Here is a 20,188-nt window from a genome sequence, read left to right on the forward strand (position 1 = left end):
GGCAGCGGCGGCGTCAATCGCGCGCAGCGGATCGGTTAAGTATTAGCAGCCCAAGCCCGAGAACCGCAAAACCTAGATATGCTTGTACCGGAAGGGCTTCGTCCCTCAGGACACTGCCCAGCAGAATGGCGATGGGCGGAATGACAAGTGTTACTAACATCAGGTTTCCTGCACCCGCCATAGCCAGAACGCGGTAATACAAAAGGTACGCACCTGCGGTCGCGACCAGGGCGTAATATGTGATCGCGACCCACGTTATCGCAGGCAGATTGAGCACGGGTATCCCGTCGGTCATCAAGGTTATGGGAAGGATCACCACCGTAGCTCCAGTTAACATCCCCGCTGCTGCAACGGTTGGGGGAAGATGCGAAAGCGCAACTCTCGCCCATGCGCTGGCGAAAGCGTATGACAGGGCGCCGGCAATGATCGCCAGTTGGGCGACGTTTTGTATGTTAAAGCTCGCAAAGTTCCGCCAGCCAATGGCGATAGTGACACCCAGAAAACCTAACCCGACACCAAGGGCGCGGGCTTTAGTCAGCCTTTCGTCCCGGAACAGCATAGCGGCAACCAATACACCGAAAACCGCCGTGGCCGCGTTGAGGATCGAGGTCAGCCCGGTGTCGATATACAACTGACCCCATGCCATAAGGGTGAATGGGATAGCGTTATTCAGCAGCCCCATGACAAGAAACGCACCCCATGTACGCAGGTCGGTCGGGACGCTTTGTTGTTTTGCCCAGACTATTAGCCACAAAGCTAGCATCGCCCAGAACACACGATGCAGAACAGAAGTCATCACAGGGATTGTGTCCAAAGCGATGCGGATCGCCAAAAAGGATGCACCCCAGATCAGCCCCAGAAGTAAAAGCTCGGCCCATGCGCGGCCAGAGAGATGTTTTTGATCAGCCATATGTTTGTTTCTCATATCGCCAAGGCTGGAGGCGACCCGAAACATGCGAAAAAGCCCCACCGATTGGGCGGGGCCTTTGAATGGTTTGGATTAATCTGATTAGTCCAGCGCGTAGGTCAGCTGCAGACCGACGCTCCAGGCCGAGTTTCCGCTGAACTCGCCGCCAGTGGTTGTGGTCGCGTCGCCGATATCAGTGTAGCGAATACCGCCCGAGATCTGAGCTTTCTCAATCGAGTAGGTGCCACCGACGCCGACGCTCCAGAAACCGTTGGTCGGGCCCAGGTTGGACACCTCGGAGCCTGTGTCTCTTTCATAGCCCAAGGAGAATGCTCCGGAGAATTCATCCGAGAACTGATAGCCCACACCCAGCGTGTATGTGAACGTTTCGTCAGCAAAGCTCACAAGTGGATCACTGTTGGGCGGCAGCGCTGTGAACGCCTGAGGCGAAACGTCAGCCTGCGGCCAATCAACCCAACGCACGGAGCCGAAGACCAGAGTTTTAGGTGCAACGCCGGTTTGGAAATCCAAGTTGATGGACTGAGGCGTCTCGACTCTGGTTGTTGAGTCCTCGGTCAGGAGAACAACACCTGTCGGTCCCAACGCATTGAAAGATTCAGTAGTGCCTATGTCGTGGGTGATCTTAGAATTGTAGACCAAAGAAACACGCGCGGCAATTTCAGGACGCTCCCAAGCAACACCTACCAGATATCCAAAGTCCGTAGTGTTGTCGAAATCCACCTCGTAACCCAAGACGGCGGGAACAGCTACGTTTGCATCAATTCGCTGACCTCGGATACCACCAAGCGCGCTGAAACCGTTTCCAACTTTGTAACGCAGGACGGCGGTGATGGCATCAACATCGGCTTCTGCACGCAGAACATCAGTTCGACCACCAAACTGCGCCAATGGGTTCTGAGAGAGCGGGTAGTTCGATGGATATTCAACGTCTGCGCCAAAAGGTTGGTCGTAGATAAGAGCAAAATCCAATTTATCCGTCAGGGCCCGTTTGTAGCCCAGACCCGGAGAGAAAAAGCTTTCACCGACGTTTCCGGAATCCACACCATTCTGCTCACCGCTGATATCTGGGTTTGCGTAACCCAGGCGCGCCTGGACCACCGAACCGTCTTCGAAAATCAGGTTGATGCCCTGACCGCTGCGATCAAGTCCTGCAGCATGCACGCCAGTCGCGCCAACGCACAAAGCGCACGCCTGTAGAAGCGCCTTTTTCATGAAATTCCTCCCTTATACTTTCCTGTATGCTGCGCAGTGCTGTGATGTGAGTGCGCGCAGTGTGGTGTTTACTTATGATGCTCAATATTCACTCGGGGTTCATTTTAGCGTCAACTGGTGACGGTGCGTTACTTGCGCTGAGTGTCGCGAGGAACTGTTGCTAAACTGTTACGATTTTCGGCGTGAACGTTCAGAAAGATACCTGCAAAGATCACAACGGCCCCTAAAAGCGTCCAGTGATCCAGTGGTTCTTGGTAGAGAATCACCCCGACAATCGCGATTGTCGGCAGTCTGGCGAAGTCGAAAGGCACCACAACTGTGGCCGGAGCAATCGCCAGAGCGTTCGTAATACAGAAATGCGCAAGCAACCCAGCCAGCCCGACGAGCAGCAGGAAAGGGGCGGTTGATAATGTCGGCAAAGTGATCTGGCCATCGAATGCAGAAGCGGCAAACCCGAGGCCGGCCTGAATAACAGTCAGCCAGAACATAATGCACCCGATGCTTGCGAATTGGGTCAGTTTTTTTGTCGAGATCGTCGTCAGGGCAAAGAAGATCGCAGACATGGCGGCGGCCACTACGCCCGCGCTGAGGGGAACGGCCCCCGGACGCGCCACAATGAGGATACCGAGGAACCCGATCAGGGCCGACAGGACGCGAATTGTGGTCAAACGCTCACCCAGCAGGAGCGGGGACAACAGGATCACCCAGATGGGCTGCGTAAATTCCAGTGCAAACACTTGCGCCAGCGGAACTACCGAAACGGCGTAGAACCACAGATTTTGCCCGGTGAAATGCAACACGTTCCGAACGCCGTGCAGCCCCAGCCTGTGCGTTGAGACCTGATGCCAACTGCCGGTTGCCGTAAGAACAAGGCCGACCACCAAGATGCCGACAATGCTGCGGTAGAACATGATTTCGAACGTGTCATGCGTCACGCTCAGCTCGCGTCCGGCTACCGCCATTGAGGAAAACGAAGCGATTGCACCGAGCATCCATAAAGCGGCCTTGCCGATTTGCGGTCTGGAAGTTTCCATGCAAGGCCCTGTTAACTCTGATGTGTATTGTTCTGATACGTAACCGGAAATCCGTCGCGCAGAAACAAAAAAGCCGGGCGATGGCCCGGCTTTTTGCGTCATTCCCACTCGATTGTGCCCGGAGGCTTCGAGGTGATGTCATAAGTGCATCTGTTGATCCCCTTGACCTCGTTGATGATCCGCGTGGCCGTCTCGCCCAGGAATTCATGGGTGAAGGGATAATAATCTGCGGTCATTCCATCGACAGAGGTCACAGCCCGCAGGGCGCAGGCATAGTCATAAGTGCGCCCGTCACCCATTACACCCACGGTGCGCACGGGCAGGATCGCCACGAAGGCCTGCCAAATCTCGTCGTAAAGGCCATGTTTACGAATTTGGTCGATATAGACGGCATCTGCCTCGCGTAGAATTTCCAGCTTTTCGCGGGTGATTTCGCCAGGGCAGCGGATCGCCAGGCCGGGGCCGGGGAAGGGGTGACGACCGATGAAACTCTGAGGCAGGCCCAGTTCGCGGCCCAAAGCGCGGACCTCGTCCTTGAACAGTTCGCGCAGGGGTTCAACCAGCTTCAGGCCCATTTTCTCGGGCAGGCCGCCGACATTGTGGTGCGACTTGATCGTGACCGAGGGGCCGCCAGAAAAGGACACCGATTCAATGACATCCGGGTAGAGCGTACCTTGTGCCAGGAACTCGGCCCCGTCGATGGTGTCGGCGTGTTTCTGGAACACGTCGATGAACAGCTTGCCGATGATCTTGCGTTTGGTCTCGGGGTCGGACTGGCCTTCCAGCTCACCAAGGAACAGCTCGCTTTCATCGGCGTGGATTAGCTGGATGTTATAGTTGTCGCGGAACATGCCGACGACTTCCTCGGCCTCGTTCTTGCGCAGCAACCCATGGTCGACGAACACACAGGTCAACTGGTCGCCGATCGCCTCGTGGATCAGGATCGCAGCGACCGAGCTGTCGACGCCGCCGGACAGACCGCAAATGACTTTCTTGTCGCCCACCTGTTCGCGGATTTGTTCGATCATCTGCTCGCGATAGGCGCCCATGGTCCAGTCGCCGCTGAACCCGGCCAGTTTGACGAAATTCTCATACAGTTTCGCACCTTTGGGGGTGTGGTGCACCTCGGGGTGGAACTGTACTGCATAGAAATGGCGCGCGCTGTCGGCGGTGATGGCAAAGGGCGCATTTGGAGACGTCCCGAACACCTCAAACCCCGGAGCGATTTCACTGACGTGATCGCCATGGCTCATCCAGACCTGCTCGTCACCCTCGGCGAACCAACCGTCCAGAATGTCCAGCTGACCCTTGGGAGTGACGAAGGCACGACCGAATTCGGCAGTACCGTGGCCGCTTTCGACCTTGCCACCCAGTTGGTGCATCATCACTTGCTGGCCGTAGCAGATGCCAAGGATCGGCACGCCATAGTCGAAAATTTCTTGCGGGGCGCGGGGTGAGCCCTCGCGTGTGACGCTGTCCGGTCCGCCTGAGAAGATTACAGCCTTGGGTGCCATCTGGCGCACAAAGTCCATAGTAACATTCTGGTAGGGGTGGATTTCGCAGTAGACGTTAAGCTCGCGCAGGCGACGGGCGATAAGCTGCGTTACCTGGCTGCCGAAGTCGATGATCAATAGGCGGTCATGGGATGTCTGGCTCATGGTTGGCTCTTAGGTCGCGCGGCGGCTATGTGCAAGCGTTATGAGGTGTTTCTGACCAGATACGAGAGGGAGATTGGATCAATGACTGCCATTCGTTTCGCGAACGCGACTCAGAAAGACGCCACGGCGATCACTGATTGCATAAATGCGGCTTATTTAAGCGCGCGTGAATACCTTACCGATTTACCGGATGTGACTGCGGGTATTGATCAGGATATCGCTGACAATAGGGTGGTTATTGCCGTTTCAGATGACCGATTGGCGGGGGTGATCATTTTTGCACGGCATGGCGCCGAGATGAAGGTTTTCAATCTGGCCGTGTCACCAAAGGCGCAAGGGCAGGGAATTGCCGGAAAGCTGCTTGCCCGGGCCGAAGCCGAAGCGCGCGAAGCCGGATGCACCCTGATGGTATTGCGCACGCACCGGCTGATGCGAGATACCCGCGCGATCTATGCGCATCTGGGTTGGATTGAATCAGAAGTCAGCGGAAATTCCGTGGCCATGCAAAAAACGCTTGAAGCAGATTAGCCCATCGATTCCGATTTTTCGCGACCTCGATGAGAGGCACGGCTGACATCTGCCCGGTAACTCCAGATCGCGATGAGGGACCAGCAAAGTATGTAGAAAATGCCTGTGATAATAAGAAACTCACCGGGAATGGGGCCGACATCCGCTCGATCGAGGGCCTGATGAAAACTTTCAACTGGTGTCGGATGGACCGAAATCTTGACGCAAAAGGCAAGGCTCTGGATCAATAAAATCCACAGATAATTCCTTCGGATTCGCCGCCCGATCGCGATCATCAGGCTGACGTGGTAGCGTGGGTGCAAATAGTCCTGAGCCAAAACCTTTTGCCAGTTCTCTTCCATGTGAAGATCGCCGTCATACAGAAGTGGTGCGTAGAAATGGGTTTCCAGCCATCTGGCCCGGGCGCGCCAAACATTGAAATACCGGTAGCGCCGCGCTTCGAGCATCAGGAAAAGGATAATCAGTACGCCAACAAGTACCAGTGGAAGCGGCGAAGCCTCGGGCGATGAAAAAGAAATCGACAGTGCAACGCCCAACGTGACAACTGCCCAGTTGGTCGTGGTGTCCAGCCGTGTGCGCCAGATCGTGCTCCGGTAGACTTCGCCGCGGTATAGGTGCGCAACTGCACCAATCTCGGCCGCGTCCAGACTTTTTCGTTCCGCAGATGGGCCCGCGGCGTGAGGCGTTTCCGAATCCATGCTTACATCTTGAGCATTCGTGAAATTGGGTCAAAACAAAAGCGAATGGCTGATCATGTCGCTTTTACCCCTATTGCGACGTAATCCACGTCTGGTGACTCCGGCTGTTCCGGTAACACAATGTCCAACGTGAACATGTTTAACGGGATCATCTCATGACAGAGGCAAACACCCGACGCAGAGCCAGAAGCGGTGGCGGGGCCGCCCGCCGGGCCGAGCGTACCGCGGTTCGTATCGAAACGGCGAAGTATATCGAGCGCAATATTCCGAACTTTGAAGTTCTGAACGAGGAAGCGCTGGAAATTATCGAAAGCAACGCTGAAACCATTCTGGCCGAGGTTGGCGTCAACTTTGTCGACAACCCCGCTGCACTAGAGCGCTGGAAGAACGCCGGTGCCGACATTGATGGCGAGCGTGTGCGTATCCCCCGAGGGTTGGCGCGTGAACTGATCAAAACCGCGCCCAGCGAATTCACGCAGCACGCGCGAAACCCCGAAAAATCGGTGGTTGTCGGCGGCCGCAACTTGGTTCTTGCACCAGTTTATGGCCCTCCATTTGTGCGTGATGCTCAGGGTGGTCGTCGTTATGCGACCATGGATGATTTCAACAAGTTCGTGAAACTGGCCTACATGTCCAAGTGGTTGCACCACTCGGGTGGTACGGTCTGCGAACCAACAGATGTGCCGGTGAACAAGCGCCACCTGGATATGTTGATGGCGCACATGACTTTGTCGGACAAACCCTTCATGGGTTCGGTTACTGATCCAAGCCGCGCGCAGGACTCGGTCGAGATGTGCGAGATTCTGTTCGGTAAAGAGTTCGTGCAGGAAAACACCGTCATGACCTCGTTGACCAACATCAACTCGCCGATGACCTTCGACGATGTGATGATGGGCTCGCTGGAGGTGTACGCCGCGAACAATCAAGCCTGCATCATTTCGCCCTTCATCGTGGGCGGTGCGATGGCTCCGGTTTCGGTAGCGGGGACGCTGACGCAAGTTCTGGCCGAGGTTCTGGCCGGTGTCGCCTATAGCCAGATCATCCGTCCCGGCGCACCAGCGATCTTTGGCGCGTTTGTGTCGTCGATTGACATGAATTCGGGCGCGCCAACCTTCGGGACGCCTGAGGCGTCTTTGGTTACCTATGGTGCGGGTCAGTTGGCGCGACGCCTTGGGTTGCCATACCGGTCAGCAGGGTCGTTCTGCGGCTCGAAACTGCCTGACGCGCAGGCCGCATATGAAACCGCGAACTCGCTGAACATGGGGCTGATGGCCGGTGTTAACTTTATGCTGCATTCCTGCGGCTGGCTGGAAGGTGGTCTGGTGGCGGACTTTGAAAAGTTCGTCATGGATGCTGACCAGTTGGGTGTTCTGCACGGCGTGGCCAAAGGCGTCGCCTTTGACGACAACGCACAGGCGATGGATGCGATCCGCGAAGTGGGCCCCGGTGGTCACTACCTTGGCTGCGCCCACACGCAGACCAACTTCAAGGACGCGTTCTGGAAATCGGAACTGCTTGACTACAAGCCATTCGAAACCTGGGAAGATGAAGGCGGTCGGGATACACGGCAACTGGCCACTTCGCGGGTCGAACATCTGCTGGCAAACTACCAGCAGCCGCAGCTCGACCCGGCGATCCATGCCGCTCTGAATGAGTATATCGAGAAGAAAAAGGCCTCTATGCCGGATGCCTTTGCCTGATCACTTATATTGCGCGGCGCGGCTGGCCTTGTACAGCTGCGCCTCGCCCAGTAACGCGATCAACAGGTCCAGATGGCGGACCAGAGAATAGGCGGCGTCTTCGGCCAGCCTTTGCGCGTTTACATCTTTCTCCATTTCCATCAACTGCATGAGTGCCGCGCCAGATCCGGGCAGTGCACCATAGCCCAACAGACGTTGAAGATGACGATCTCGATCGTAGTCCTGCGCTCCGTGTTTTGCAGCCCGCGCAAGCAAACGAGGGCGGCGAAGGGCAGCTATCATGGTCGTCAGGTCCTGCATGTCGGGGTTCCTTGGTCCGAGTAAAAGTTGCCCTCTTTGTCACACAACCTAAGCGGGCGTTGCCTTAACAGCATTCCCTCCGAACGATGGTTTCATGAGTGTTTATGATTTTGAAGCAAATCTGGTTTTCGTCCCTGTTGGTTAACGAACGAGTAACGAAAGCGGCTCTAGTTAGAATTGGTTAACACATTTATCGGGGGCGATTGGGAACGGAATTGTTTTGTCGACGAGGGCAAGTAACTATGGAAAATAACGTGGCTTTTACCATTCCGGCTTGGGTACCCGAAGGGGCGCAGAGGTATCTCGCGCATACCGAAACCGGTCAGTCGATCCGCGATATAGCGCGGTCAGCGGGGTGCCATGCGTCGACCATACTCAGACAAATTCGCCGGATTGAGATGCGGCGAGACGATCCGCTGGTGGATGCTGCGCTTCAGACGCTGGCGGAAGCTCATTTTTCGGACACAGCTCAACAGAGTTGCACCTTTCCGGCCGCTCAGGAAGACGATCTTGCTGCGGCCGAGGAAAAATTCAATCGAGAGGCGATGCGCGTTCTCAGGCGGCTTTGCGAAACTGGGTCAGTCCTAGCCGTGGCCGAAGAAATGGATAAGGCCGTTGTGGTGCGCGATGCGGGTGACAGCGGTACCACGCGGACGGCTGTAGTGGATTGCAAAACCGCTCAAGCCTTGGCTTTAAAGGACTGGATCACGTGCGATAACCCCGGACGAATTTCACGTTATCGGATTTCGACTTCGGGTCGTGCTGCGCTAAGCCAGCTTGTGGCCGAGGCGGAAAACAAGGCACGTAACCGAAATGATTTCGGGTTGGCCGAGGCACAAGCGCCGTTTCAGCCGGCCTCATCCCTTGCGCAAGTGGGCGCTGCAAAGACAGAACGTCCGCGGCGCATACGGTACAGCGCCGCTGAAAGCCCTCTGATCGCCTTGGCGCGGCGTCGGGATCGGGACGGAAAACCTTTTCTGGACGAAGCACTGGTTCGGGCGGGTGAGAGGCTGCGTGAGGATTTTGAACTTGCTCAGATCGGTCCTCAGGTCGCGCAGAACTGGGATCATTTCCTGACGGCAGGAGGGCGCGGCGGTTTTGGCGCGGGTGTGAAGGACGGGCGGGGCTCGTCCGATGCGCGCGATCGGGTCGAGCGGGCTCTGTCCGATCTGGGGCCGGGACTCAGCGATGTTGCACTGCGCTGCTGCTGTTACCTGGAGGGTTTGGAACTGGCCGAGAAACGCATGGGTTGGTCGGCACGCTCGGGCAAAATTGTGCTGCGGATTGCACTTCAACGGTTGAAACGCCACTATGAGAGCCAAGCCGAAAAGAGCCGGATGATAGGCTAGCGCTATAATTTGCGGTTGCGAAAAACGGGCATTGAGATAATCAGGGGTTATGAATTTTACACTCCGACAACTTCAATATTTCAGCGCAGTGGCCGAACAGCGAAATTTCGGCAGGGCGGCGCAGAAATGCAACGTGTCACAACCCGCCCTGTCAGTTCAGATCAAAACGCTTGAGGAAACGCTGGGCGGCCCGCTGTTTGAACGGCAAGCGCGGGACATCCTGTTAACCCCGTTGGGGCGGGATGTTCTGGACTATGCGCAGCAGGTTTTGGGGGCCGCTAGTCGTCTCGACCAGTTTGCTCGGGATCATTCGGGCGGTCACCGTTCGTTGTCGATCGGGATCATCCCGACGATTGCACCCTATATTCTACCCGGTGTCTTAGCAGGATTGCGGACGATGGACGTTTCGTTGCGCGTTCAGATTCGCGAGGCGCGCACCGATCGACTGTTGGACATGCTACGGGCTGGTGACATTGATGCGGGGGTCATGGCTCTGCCCTCGGGCGGCTCTGAGTTGTTCGAGCAGCCTTTGTTCGAAGACAGGTTTTTACTGGCGGGCAGTGCTGGCCGGTTGCAAACCATGCAGCGCGACACCGAGGCTTTGCGACCGGTAGACCTTCAAACCACTCAGTTGATGCTTTTGGACGACGGGCATTGCCTGACAGATCAAGCGCTGGAGGTCTGCGGTCAGGACCGCAGCAGCGGCTTGATTAATATGGGGGCTTCTTCGCTGGCGACATTGTCGCGTCTTGTTGCCGAGGGATTTGGTTTGACCTTGATGCCGGAACTGGCCGCGCAGGCTGAGATTGGTGCTGTGCGAGGTCTAAGCTTAAAGCGTTTCGGCGCACCACAACCCTTCCGGACCGTAGGGTTGGTGCGCCGGATTTCCACCCGGGGTGAAGACTGGTTTGACAGTCTGGCCGGGGTCATCCGAGCTGTCGGAACGGATATCGTTTCGGCAACGCGGACATGAAAAGACCCGCCAACAGGGCGGGTCTTGCAGAGGTACTCAAAGTCGCGATCAGGCCAGAGTTAGTTCTTTCTCTGCTTCCAGATGCGTCATCAGATTTTCCGGAGATGACACGCCATAGGGGTCTTCGGGGCAGTTATCCATCAGTCCGGGCTCTTCGAACCACGCTTCGACGACGCCGTCGGTGATGATGGCCGCATAGCGCCACGAACGCATTCCGAATCCCAGATTGTCTTTGTCGACCAGCATCCCCATCTTTCGTGTGAACTCACCCGATCCATCGGGAACGACCTTGACGTTCTTCAAGCCCTGATCTTGCGCCCATTTGTTCATGACAAAGCTGTCATTGACCGACATGCAGTAGATCTCATCAATGCCGTTTTTCTTGAAGTCGGCAAAGCCGTTTTCAAAACCGGGCAGTTGGTAGGTCGAGCAGGTTGGCGTGAATGCACCGGGCAACGAGAACAGGATCACGCGCTTGCCGGCGAAGTAATCTGCGGTGGTCTTGTCTTCCCAGCGATAGGGGTTGGGGCCTTCGACGTCCTCGTCACGCACTCGGGTGCGGAAGGTCACTTTCGGCAGCTCGGTCCCGGTCTTCATGTTCAAATTCCTGTGATTCCTGTGTGAATTTAGGCGGATTTAAAACAGTTCTAAATGTGCTTCAATGCGATTGGTTTCGCAGATGCGAATTTTCTGATATTTAATGGAAGACGCTGAAATATCGCAATAATCGATTGAATCAGTACAGTCAGTATTCTGCGGATGCATGGTGCGCGGTCATGGCAGCTATGCACGGTTGGGCTAGCTTGTTACACAGGAATGTACTAAATCCCACTCAAGTGACCCTAAGTCAGGAAAGCCGCCGTGCGTGATCTGAAGATCCCCGAACAACGTCATCCCGAAAAAGCGCATCGTCAGGACAATGCGCAGCCGAAAAAACCGAAATGGATTCGGGTGCGGGCACCAGGGGGCAAGGGCTATGCAGAAACGCACAAGATTATGCGTGAAAACAATTTGGTCACCGTGTGCGAAGAAGCGGGTTGCCCCAATGTCGGCGAATGCTGGAGCCAGGGCCACGCCACCATGATGATCATGGGCGAAATCTGTACCCGTGGCTGCACCTTCTGCAACATCGCCACTGGCCGCCCGGATGAACTGGACGCGTTCGAGCCGGGCCGCGTGGCCCATGCGGTGCAAAAGCTGGGGCTAAACCACGTGGTTATCACTTCGGTGGATCGTGATGATCTTGCCGATGGTGGGGCCGAGCATTTTGCGCAGACCATCCGCGCCGTGCGTCATCGCTCGCCCAAGACCACGATCGAGATTCTGACCCCCGATTTTCTGAAGTGTGATCCTGCGGTTCTGGAAACCGTGGTCGAGGCCAAGCCGGATGTGTTTAACCACAATCTGGAAACCGTTCCCGGCCTCTATCCGCAAGTTCGCCCCGGTGCGCGCTATTTCCACAGCCTGCGCCTGTTGCAGCGGGTTAAAGAGATGGACCCCTCGATCTTCACCAAATCCGGTATCATGGTCGGTCTGGGTGAGGGCGAGCAAGAGGTTCGGCAGGTCATGGATGACATGCGCGCTGCTGATATCGATTTCCTGACCATTGGCCAATACCTACAGCCGACGCCAAAACATCACGGTGTTGACCGCTTTGTAACGCCCGAGGAGTTCGCTTCATACGAAAAGGCTGCTTTTGGTAAAGGTTTCCTGATGGTATCGGCGACTCCGCTAACGCGTTCGTCCTATCACGCAGGTGACGACTTTGCGCGCCTGCGTGACGCTCGTCAGGCAAAGCTCGAACAAGGGTGAGCCCCGAGGCGTTGGCCCGGCTGACCCGGCTGCGGCACGAATTGCATCAATATCCTGAATTGTCCGGGCAGGAGACCGAAACGGCCGCCCGGATCGCTGATGAATTGCGCGCGCGCGATGCCGATCAGGTATTGACCGGGATCGGCGGGCATGGCGTGGGTGGAATATTCGACAGCGGCCAGCCCGGGCCCACAGTGGCGATCCGGTGCGAGCTGGACGGGCTGCCGATTCAGGAAATATCGGATGCAAGCTATGCCTCGCGCGTGGTGGGCAGGGGGCATCTTTGTGGACATGATGGCCATATGGTCATGGTTTTGGGCGTAGCGGATCATCTGGCGAAAGCCCGCCCGCAAAAGGGCCGCGTGGTTCTGATCTTTCAACCCGCCGAGGAGACCGGGCAGGGCGCCGTAGCCTTTCGCGCTGATCCCCAGTTCGCGCCCATCGAGCCGGACCATGTATTTTCGTTGCACAATCTACCCGGCCTTTCGCTGGGTGAGGTTTTGCTGTGTGCAGGCCCTGCCAACTGTGCGTCACGCGGGATGAGAGTGGTGCTAAAGGGTAAGACCTCGCACGCAGCGGAACCGCAGGATGGAGTCTCTCCGGCAAAAGCGCTTGCGTCTTTGATTCCGCAACTGGCAGGTTTGGGATCGGGCGGCGCACTAAATGCCGATTTCGTCCTGACCACTGTGACCCACGCCCGACTGGGCGAACGCACGTTCGGCGTAGCCCCGGGTGCGGCCGAGCTGTGGGTGACGCTGCGTACCGTATCCGACGCTCGGATGCAGAACCTGATCGCCGAAGCCGAAGGGCTTGTCACTCAAACCGCAGAAACCCAGGGTCTTGCGGTTGAAATCACCTATGAGGACGTGTTCGAGGCCTGCACAAACAACGCGCAGGCTGTAGCCACTGTAGCTGAGGCCTGCGCCGCGCTCGGCGTTCCTTGTACTTTTACGACAGAACCCCAGAAATTTTCCGAGGACTTCGGCCAGTTTGGCAAAAGCGCCGCGGCGGCGATGTTTTGGCTGGGTGCCGGACAAGCGCACCCGCAATTGCACAACCCGGACTATGATTTTCCGGATGCGCTGATCCCTGTAGGGGTAGATGTATTCAGTGCGGTAATTCGATCTCTTGTAGGCTGAGCCCTCAGTTTACAAGATCACCGACGATTCCAACGGCATCAATAACTGTCTTTGTGTCATCGGATATCGACAGGATTTCGTCGTCTACGCGGATATACCTCTGACCGGCGGGCAGGGGTTTCAACTTCCAACCATCCAGATCGTCAAGATAGTCAAAATCCAAGTCATTAGGGATTTTCTGACCTCGTGTATAGCGCTTGATTTGTCCGGGCGGTACACCGACGCCTTTATTTGTTTTTAGCGACTTTTCAATTTTCGACTTGTCGGGGCCTTTACCTTTGCCTTTGTTGTCTTTTGCATCCGCAATTCCAACTGTTGCGCCTAGCGCGAAAGCCGCCAGAATCCCAATAGACAGTGTTTTCATATGTATAAAACCTCCCAAAGTACTCGAATGGTAGTCTCTTGCTGGGAGAAATGTCCAATAATATTCCGATAGATGAATTTTTAGGAAGCTTAACCACTGCTACTTGCACAAGATGGATAGGTCAGAAGGCCGCTCAGTCTTCGACAAATCGAACCTTACCGATAAACGGCAGGTTGCGATTGCGCTGCGCGTAGTCGATGCCGTAGCCCACGACAAACTCATCAGGTATTTCAAACCCGATCCAGTCTGAGCGGAAATCGACCTCGCGCCTGCTGGGCTTGTCGAGCAAGGCGATGGATTTCAGCCGCGCGGGTTTACGGCTGCGCAACAGTTTGGTCACGTGGTTCAGGGTATGGCCAGTATCGACGATATCTTCGACGACCAGCACATCGCGTCCTTCAATTGCGCCGCGCAAGTCCTTGAGAATGCGTACTTCACGGCTGCTCTCCATCGAGTCGCCGTACGAGGACGCCTCAAGGAAATCCACCTCAATTGGCAGATCCAGCTCGCGCACCAGATCTGCGATGAACACAAAACTGCCGCGCAACAGACCCACAACAACCAACTTGTCGGTGTTGCCGAATTCCTGCGTGATCTCGCGGCAAAGTTCTTCGATCCGGGCGGCGATGGCCTTGGCCGAGATCATCTCATCTATCACATATGCGCGGTCTGTCATCACTGCCCCCTTGATCTTTGGCGCGCAACATACGACATGACGCGCCATTGTCACCTGCAAATAGCGGACCGCCATGCCGACCCATTCCGAGACACGTCACCTGCCGTATACCGCTCAGCAGATGTATGACCTTGTCGCAGATGTGGCGAAGTATCCGCAGTTTTTGCCGTGGTGCGCGGCGGCCCGGATCAGGCGCACTTATGCGGCGGGCGAGGCCCAGGTGCTAGAGGCCGATCTTGTGATTTCCTTCAAAGTGTTCCGCGAACGGTTCGGCAGCCGTGTGACGCTACACGCCGAGGATCGCCGGATCGACACCGAGTACCTGGACGGGCCGTTCAAATATATGAAATCCGACTGGCAGTTCGAAGACGCGGCTGATGGGGGCTGCAACATCTCTTTTCATGTGGATTTCGAGTTCAAGAATGCCATCCTGCAGGGCATCATCGGCGTCGTGTTCAACGAGGCCATGCAGCGAGTGGTCAAAGCCTTCGAGGCCCGCGCCGCAGATTTGTACGGCTGAGGCTTTACCCATCCCCGGCGCACGCTAGACTGCGCCGCATGAGTGATTTTACCAACGCCTTGGCCGGGTTCGCGGCCAGTCCCGTATCCACGTCGCAGCAGGCTCGGATTGTAACGTCTTTGTCCGTTTTGGATTGGCTGGCCGTAGGGCGGGCTGGAGAAGATGAGCCCGTTTCGAAATCCGTACGCGCGCTGGTTCTTGACGAGGGCGGCGCAGCACAGGCGCATCTGTTCGGCGGTAGGGCCGCGCCCTTGCGAGGTGCGGCACTGGTCAACGGGACGGTGTCCCATGCGCTGGATTATGACGACACCCATTTCGCCCATATCGGGCATCCGTCCGTGGCTATTCTGCCTGCGGCCCTTGCGGTCGGCGAGTGGGATGACCGCATTCTGGTAGATGTCCTCGAGGCGGCTTTGGTGGGGATGGAGGTCTCAATCCGTTTGGGTCTCTGGTTGGGGCGCGACCATTATCAGGCCGGGTTTCATCAGACCGCGACTGCCGGGGCATTTGGGGCAGCTGTCGCAGCGGGCCGAATCCTTCGGTTCGATGAGGGTCAGATGCGCAAGGTTCTGGGTCTGACGGCCACACGTGCGGCAGGACTCAAGGCGCAGTTCGGGACAATGGGTAAACCCTATAACGCCGGGCTTGCCGCCTCGACCGGGGTCGAGGCCGCGCTGCTGATCGCCAAAGGGTTCGACCCTAACGCGGATGCGCTAGAGGGCCCCCATGGGTTCGGGGCTACGCATCAGGGGCAAGGTGACGCACAAACTGCGCTGGACGGATTGGGCGAGGACTGGCTGTTTGAATCCGTCAGCCACAAGTTCCACGCCTGCTGCCACGGTCTGCACGCGGCACTTGAGGCCGCGCGCGCTTTGGACATTGCAGAACCCGAAGTGGCTGAGATCACAGTCAAGACACATCCGCGCTGGATGAGCGTGTGCAATCAGATATCTCCGTCCACCGGGCTGGGCGCAAAGTTCTCATATCGGACAGTGATTGCGATGCAGGCGCTGGGATATGACACCGCCTTGCCCGCCAACTATTCCGAGAAAACCTGCGCCGATCCGCGCCTGACATCGCTGCGCGACCGCGTCACGGTCGAGGAGGATGAAACGCTTTCCGAGACGCAAGCCCACCTGACTCTGCTGCGCCGCGACGGCGCGCGGAAAGAGGCCAGCCATGACTTACTGGCCCCAATGCCTCTGTCCGAGCGTGAGGATCGGGTGCGTGGCAAGGCTGCCAAGCTGATCGGAGGTGACGAGGCGGACGCGATCTGGTCGATGCTGCGCACCGGAGGCCGCGCCCGCGATCTGGCGGCATTGCTAGCGGATTAGTCCACTCGCCAATGCAGCGGGAATCCTGGGTCGAACACCGTGACAGGCCCGTCACCAGAGTCGATTTTTTCGGGATACACGACCGGTTCGCCCTTGGTCAGTGTGATCGTGTCCTCATTCACCGGCAGGCCATAGAAGCCGGGGCCATTGAGCGAGGTAAACCCTTCCAACTTGTCCAACGCCCCTTCACGGTCGAACATCTCGGCCACTAGTGACATCGTGTTCGTCGCGGTGAAGCACCCGGCACAGCCACAGGCCATTTCCTTGTTCGCATCCGTATGCGGCGCGCTGTCGGTGCCCAAAAAGAACCTTGCATTACCCGAGGTCGCAGCAGCCAAAAGTGCCAGCCGGTGTTCCTCGCGCTTGGCGACGGGCAGGCAGTAGTAATGCGGCTTGATCCCGCCGACCAGAATATGATTGCGGTTGATGATCAGGTGATGCGCCGTGATCGTCGCGCCCAGATCAGTGTCATTGGCTTTGACATAGTCCACGCCGTTCGCGGTGGTGATATGCTCCATCACCACGCGCAAGCCGGGGGTCGACTTTCGGATCGGGTCCAGAACACGGTCGATGAACATGGCCTCGCGGTCGAAAATGTCGATATCCGCATCCGTGACCTCGCCATGCACACACATGGGCAGGCCAATCTCGGCCATCTTTTCCAGCACCGGGCGTATCTTGCCGAAATCCCTCACGCCCGAGGCCGAATTGGTCGTGGCCCCAGCCGGATACAGCTTGCACGCTTTGATCAGCCCGCTGGCTTGGGCTGCGGCGACGTCTTCGGCATCCGTGTCCTCGGTCAGATAGAGGGTCATCAGCGGCTCAAACGTCATGCCTTCGGGCAAGGCGGCCAGAATGCGGTCGCGATAGGCGGCGGCCTGATCGCCGCGCACCACGGGCGGCACGAGGTTCGGCATGATGATCGCGCGGGCGAAATGACGCGCGGTTTCGGGCAGGACGGCCTCAAGCATCGCGCCATCGCGCAGATGCAGGTGCCAGTCGTCGGGGCGGCGGATCGTCAGGGTATCGGTCATGGCCCCCGGCTAGCACAGTGCGCGCAGCCGTGAAAGGCCCCGAATGCACGGCTGCCCCTTGTCAACATGCCCGAACGTCGTAACTCCTTGCAAAGCCCCGGCCTTGACGCGCGCCCGCCGTCGTGACCTCTTGGGCGCACAGGAGGGGACCATGACGCAGCCAAATTCCATCGACGCCGTTCAGACTATGCTGGGCGATCAGGGCTATGTCTGCGGGCGGGCCTTGGCCACGGTCGTCTTCCTGTCGCTGAAACTGGGCCGCCCGTTGTTTCTGGAGGGTGAGGCCGGTGTCGGCAAGACCGAGATCGCCAAGGCGCTGGCCGCCGGGCTGAACCGCCGTCTGATCCGACTGCAATGTTACGAGGGGCTGGATGCCTCTTCGGCTGTCTACGAATGGAACTTTCCGGCGCAAATGGTGGCAATCCGCACCGCCGAAGCCTCGGGCGGCGCCGACCGGGGCGCGTTGCAATCCGAGCTGTTCTCGGACGACTACCTGATCGAACGCCCGCTGTTGCAGGCTATGCGCACTGATGAACACGGCGCGCCGGTCCTGCTGATCGACGAACTTGACCGCACGGATGAACCGTTCGAGGCGTTCCTGCTGGAGGCGCTCAGCGATTTTCAGGTTACAATCCCCGAACTGGGCACTGTTAAAGCGCCGGAACCGCCCATTGTCATCGTCACCTCGAACCGCACGCGCGAGGTGCATGACGCCCTGAAACGCCGTTGCCTCTATCATTGGGTCGACTACCCCGATTTCGAGCGCGAGATCGAAATCCTCCACGCCCGCGCACCCGAAGCGGCACAGGAACTCAGCCGCGAAGTGGTGGCCTTCGTCCAGCATTTGCGCACCGAAGACCTGTTCAAGAAACCCGGCGTTGCAGAGACGATCGATTGGGCCAAATGCCTCCTGGCGCTTGATGTGATCAACCTCAGCCCCGAAGTGATCGGCGATACGCTGGGCGCGATCCTGAAGTACCAGGACGACATCCAGAAACTCCAAGGGTCTGAGGCAAAACGTATTCTGGACGAAGCCAAAGCCACGCTCGAACCGGTGTGATGGCGGAGCAGCTTCCCCTAGATATCCCAGATGACCCCAAACTGGCGCAGAACATCACCCATTTCGCGCGGGCCCTGCGCAAGGCGGGATTGCCCATAGGTACGGGCCGTGTTGTCGATGCCATCCGCGCGGTGCAGGCTGCCGGGTTCTCGGAAAAGCAGGATTTCTACTGGACCCTGCACGCCTGTTTCGTGAACCGTCCCGAACATCGCACAGTGTTCGCGCAGGTCTTTCGCATGTATTGGCGCGACCCGCGGTATATGGAGCATATGATGGCCATGATGCTGCCTGCGATCCGTGGTGTTCAGGAAGACCGCAAGGCCGACGCGGGCGAAAAGCGCGCGGCCGAGGCGCTGCTGGATGGTGTCGAACGCGATCAGCCAGAGACGCAAGACACGGGCGAAGAAACTGAGCTTGAGATCGACGCCTCACAAACCGCCTCGACCGAGGAACGCCTGCGCAGTCTGGATTTTGAACAGATGAGCACCGCCGAGATCGCTCAGGCCAAGCGCATATTGGCCCGTATGACGCTACCCGTAAAACCAATCGAATCCCGGCGCGGTCAAGCCAGCCATGTTGGGCAAAGGATCGACCGCGCCCGCACCTTGCGCGCCGCCATGCGCCAGGGCGGAGAGTTGCACGAAATCGCCCGTCAGAAACCCCGAACCCGCTGGCCAAATCTGGTGGTGCTGTGTGATATCTCGGGCTCGATGAGCCAATACAGCCGTATTATCCTTCATTTTCTGCACTCGGTCTCGAACGCGAAGGGCGCGGGATGGGCCAAGGTTCACTCGTTCACTTTCGGGACGCGGCTGACCAATATCACCCGCCACCTGCATCAGCGCGATGTGGACGCCGGTTTGGCCGCCGCTGGGGCGGAAGCGCAGGATTGGGAGGGCGGCACCCGCATCGGCGAATGCCTGCACGCGTTCAACCGCGACTGGTCGCGGCGCGTCATGGGGCAGGGTGCGGTGGTTCTGCTGATCTCGGACGGATTGGACCGGGGCGAACCGCAAGCGCTGGGGAAAGAGATGGAGCGTCTGCACCTTTCCGCCCGCCGTCTGATCTGGCTGAACCCACTGCTGCGCTGGGACGGGTTTGCACCTAAGGCGCAGGGCGTGGCCGCGATGCTGCCGCATGTGGACAGCTTTCGGGCCGGGCATTCGATTGCCTCGCTCGAGGATCTGGCCGAGGTCATCTCGAAACCCGATGACATGGGTGAGAAAGCGCGGCTGATGACCGCGCTTTCGAGTTAGGGTTAACTCAGCTGTTCTTCATTGCACTTGCGGGCCATTTCCATGGCCTTGTAGGTGCCAGTCAGATCCACGGTGAAGGCAAATTCCTTCTCGGGGAAGACAAGCATCACCTTTTGCTTGGCAATGTCTTCAGCGAATTGGGGATCATTGGACAGAACGTAACCGCCCGAATACCCCTTGGTGATGTTGCCCTTCATGCCGGTGGCTTCACCGATATAGAGGTTGTCGCCCAGCAGAATTGCCACAGCCTCGGTATCGCCGCGCTTGATGTCGGTTTTTTCTTTGGTGAAGACGCCCACATAGCCAACGCCGCGATCTTCGGTTAGCCCCATCTGAACCACGTTTTCGGAGTCATCTATAGCCTCAATCAGGCAGGATTTTTTGTCCTGATCAATGAATACCTTCCAGCCCTCGACCTCGCCATAGCGCAGGAATGTATCTGCACTGACTGCCGTGGATGCCAAAAGTCCGATTGCTGTTCCGAGTGCAAAAATGCGTTTCAACTCTTTGTCTCCCTTGTGAAAATTAAATATGCGCATACTGGAATGCAGCAGATGTATGTGTAGGCTAGAATCTGCTCTGTAGACAATCAATGCTTTGCAGAAAATGGTAA

21 protein-coding genes are annotated in these 20,188 nt (G+C 57.5%); 10 read left to right on the forward strand and 11 right to left on the reverse strand.

All coding sequences use genetic code 11. The features are described from left to right. Positions 1 to 13: 13 nt before the first annotated feature. The 4 genes from GOW48_RS01880 to guaA all read right to left on the reverse strand — a co-directional run bounded on the left by GOW48_RS01880 (position 14) and on the right by guaA (position 4,832). Entirely contained in the window at positions 14 to 910 is an 897-nt protein-coding gene (locus GOW48_RS01880) for a DMT family transporter (RefSeq protein WP_170750933.1), read from the reverse strand. A 99-nt stretch (positions 911 to 1,009) separates the two neighbouring features. After that, positions 1,010 to 2,140: an OmpP1/FadL family transporter gene (locus GOW48_RS01885; RefSeq protein WP_170750935.1), complete on the reverse strand. Its 1,131-nt coding sequence runs from the start codon at positions 2,138 to 2,140 to the stop codon at positions 1,010 to 1,012. 128 nt (positions 2,141 to 2,268) lie between these two features. Beyond that, positions 2,269 to 3,174 (reverse strand): DMT family transporter, encoded by a 906-nt coding sequence (locus GOW48_RS01890; protein WP_170353085.1) that lies wholly within the window; start codon positions 3,172 to 3,174, stop codon positions 2,269 to 2,271. Between the two features lie 98 nt (positions 3,175 to 3,272). Next, positions 3,273 to 4,832: a glutamine-hydrolyzing GMP synthase gene (gene guaA, locus GOW48_RS01895; RefSeq protein ID WP_170750937.1), complete on the reverse strand. Its 1,560-nt coding sequence runs from the start codon at positions 4,830 to 4,832 to the stop codon at positions 3,273 to 3,275. An 81-nt stretch (positions 4,833 to 4,913) separates the two neighbouring features. Between guaA and GOW48_RS01900 the strand changes: the two genes are divergently transcribed. Continuing rightward, a complete protein-coding gene (locus GOW48_RS01900; protein WP_170750939.1) occupies positions 4,914 to 5,360 on the forward strand; it encodes a GNAT family N-acetyltransferase in 447 nt (148 codons plus the stop codon). Here GOW48_RS01900 and GOW48_RS01905 read toward each other — a convergent pair. Beyond that, positions 5,357 to 6,058 (reverse strand): DUF2270 domain-containing protein, encoded by a 702-nt coding sequence (locus GOW48_RS01905; protein ID WP_170750941.1) that lies wholly within the window; start codon positions 6,056 to 6,058, stop codon positions 5,357 to 5,359. The two genes, GOW48_RS01900 and GOW48_RS01905, sit on opposite strands and share 4 nt — an antisense overlap. A 155-nt stretch (positions 6,059 to 6,213) precedes the next feature. Here GOW48_RS01905 and GOW48_RS01910 point away from each other — a divergent pair, with 155 nt between their 5' ends. Further along, complete coding sequence (locus GOW48_RS01910) at positions 6,214 to 7,758, forward strand: trimethylamine methyltransferase family protein (RefSeq protein WP_170750943.1); 1,545 nt, start codon at positions 6,214 to 6,216, stop codon at positions 7,756 to 7,758. Here the strand turns inward: GOW48_RS01910 and GOW48_RS01915 are convergent, their stop codons facing one another. Then, positions 7,759 to 8,058 carry a DUF6477 family protein gene (locus GOW48_RS01915; protein ID WP_170750946.1) on the reverse strand — a complete coding sequence of 100 codons (300 nt, stop codon included), beginning with the start codon at positions 8,056 to 8,058 and terminating at the stop codon, positions 7,759 to 7,761. A gap of 242 nt (positions 8,059 to 8,300) precedes the next feature. Here GOW48_RS01915 and GOW48_RS01920 point away from each other — a divergent pair, with 242 nt between their 5' ends. Beyond that, a complete protein-coding gene (locus GOW48_RS01920; RefSeq protein WP_170750948.1) occupies positions 8,301 to 9,407 on the forward strand; it encodes a DUF6456 domain-containing protein in 1,107 nt (368 codons plus the stop codon). 49 nt (positions 9,408 to 9,456) lie between these two features. Beyond that, a complete protein-coding gene (locus tag GOW48_RS01925) occupies positions 9,457 to 10,380 on the forward strand; it encodes a hydrogen peroxide-inducible genes activator (RefSeq protein ID WP_170353092.1) in 924 nt (307 codons plus the stop codon). A 48-nt stretch (positions 10,381 to 10,428) separates the two neighbouring features. Here the strand turns inward: GOW48_RS01925 and GOW48_RS01930 are convergent, their stop codons facing one another. Further along, positions 10,429 to 10,977 carry a peroxiredoxin gene (locus tag GOW48_RS01930; protein ID WP_170750950.1) on the reverse strand — a complete coding sequence of 183 codons (549 nt, stop codon included), beginning with the start codon at positions 10,975 to 10,977 and terminating at the stop codon, positions 10,429 to 10,431. Positions 10,978 to 11,241: 264 nt separating this feature from the next. Between GOW48_RS01930 and lipA the strand changes: the two genes are divergently transcribed. Together lipA and GOW48_RS01940 are read left to right on the forward strand one after the other, a co-directional pair. Beyond that, the gene (lipA, locus tag GOW48_RS01935) at positions 11,242 to 12,192 is read left to right on the forward strand and encodes a lipoyl synthase (protein WP_170353094.1); all 951 of its coding nucleotides are present in this window, start codon (positions 11,242 to 11,244) and stop codon (positions 12,190 to 12,192) included. Beyond that, positions 12,189 to 13,331 (forward strand): amidohydrolase, encoded by a 1,143-nt coding sequence (locus GOW48_RS01940; RefSeq protein WP_170750951.1) that lies wholly within the window; start codon positions 12,189 to 12,191, stop codon positions 13,329 to 13,331. Before lipA ends, GOW48_RS01940 begins: the two co-directional genes overlap by 4 nt. Before the next feature lie 4 nt (positions 13,332 to 13,335). Here GOW48_RS01940 and GOW48_RS01945 read toward each other — a convergent pair whose 3' ends face one another. Continuing rightward, positions 13,336 to 13,695 (reverse strand): hypothetical protein, encoded by a 360-nt coding sequence (locus tag GOW48_RS01945; protein WP_170353096.1) that lies wholly within the window; start codon positions 13,693 to 13,695, stop codon positions 13,336 to 13,338. Positions 13,696 to 13,828: 133 nt separating this feature from the next. Next, complete coding sequence (hpt, locus tag GOW48_RS01950) at positions 13,829 to 14,371, reverse strand: hypoxanthine phosphoribosyltransferase (protein WP_170353097.1); 543 nt, start codon at positions 14,369 to 14,371, stop codon at positions 13,829 to 13,831. A gap of 73 nt (positions 14,372 to 14,444) precedes the next feature. Here hpt and GOW48_RS01955 point away from each other — a divergent pair, with 73 nt between their 5' ends. Together GOW48_RS01955 and GOW48_RS01960 are read left to right on the forward strand one after the other, a co-directional pair. Then, positions 14,445 to 14,891: a type II toxin-antitoxin system RatA family toxin gene (locus GOW48_RS01955; RefSeq protein WP_170750955.1), complete on the forward strand. Its 447-nt coding sequence runs from the start codon at positions 14,445 to 14,447 to the stop codon at positions 14,889 to 14,891. A gap of 38 nt (positions 14,892 to 14,929) precedes the next feature. Then, positions 14,930 to 16,225: an MmgE/PrpD family protein gene (locus tag GOW48_RS01960; RefSeq protein WP_170750957.1), complete on the forward strand. Its 1,296-nt coding sequence runs from the start codon at positions 14,930 to 14,932 to the stop codon at positions 16,223 to 16,225. Here GOW48_RS01960 and pyrC read toward each other — a convergent pair. Then, the gene (gene pyrC / locus GOW48_RS01965) at positions 16,222 to 17,259 is read right to left on the reverse strand and encodes a dihydroorotase (RefSeq protein ID WP_170750959.1); all 1,038 of its coding nucleotides are present in this window, start codon (positions 17,257 to 17,259) and stop codon (positions 16,222 to 16,224) included. The genes GOW48_RS01960 and pyrC overlap by 4 nt on opposite strands. 151 nt (positions 17,260 to 17,410) lie before the next feature. Here pyrC and GOW48_RS01970 point away from each other — a divergent pair, with 151 nt between their 5' ends. Together GOW48_RS01970 and GOW48_RS01975 are read left to right on the forward strand one after the other, a co-directional pair. After that, on the forward strand, positions 17,411 to 18,319 hold the full coding sequence (locus GOW48_RS01970) for an AAA family ATPase (RefSeq protein ID WP_170750961.1): 909 nt from the start codon (positions 17,411 to 17,413) through the stop codon (positions 18,317 to 18,319). Then, on the forward strand, positions 18,319 to 19,575 hold the full coding sequence (locus tag GOW48_RS01975; RefSeq protein ID WP_170750963.1) for a vWA domain-containing protein: 1,257 nt from the start codon (positions 18,319 to 18,321) through the stop codon (positions 19,573 to 19,575). The genes GOW48_RS01970 and GOW48_RS01975 overlap by 1 nt, the downstream gene beginning before the upstream one ends. A 2-nt stretch (positions 19,576 to 19,577) precedes the next feature. On the opposite strand, the gene GOW48_RS01980 is transcribed toward GOW48_RS01975, so the two are convergent. Beyond that, on the reverse strand, positions 19,578 to 20,078 hold the full coding sequence (locus GOW48_RS01980) for a hypothetical protein (RefSeq protein WP_170353103.1): 501 nt from the start codon (positions 20,076 to 20,078) through the stop codon (positions 19,578 to 19,580). Between the last annotated feature and the right edge of the window lie 110 nt (positions 20,079 to 20,188).

Origin of the sequence: Ruegeria lacuscaerulensis (assembly GCF_013033355.1) — a bacterium.
In the GTDB taxonomy this organism is placed as follows: Bacteria; Pseudomonadota; Alphaproteobacteria; order Rhodobacterales; family Rhodobacteraceae; genus Ruegeria; species Ruegeria lacuscaerulensis_A.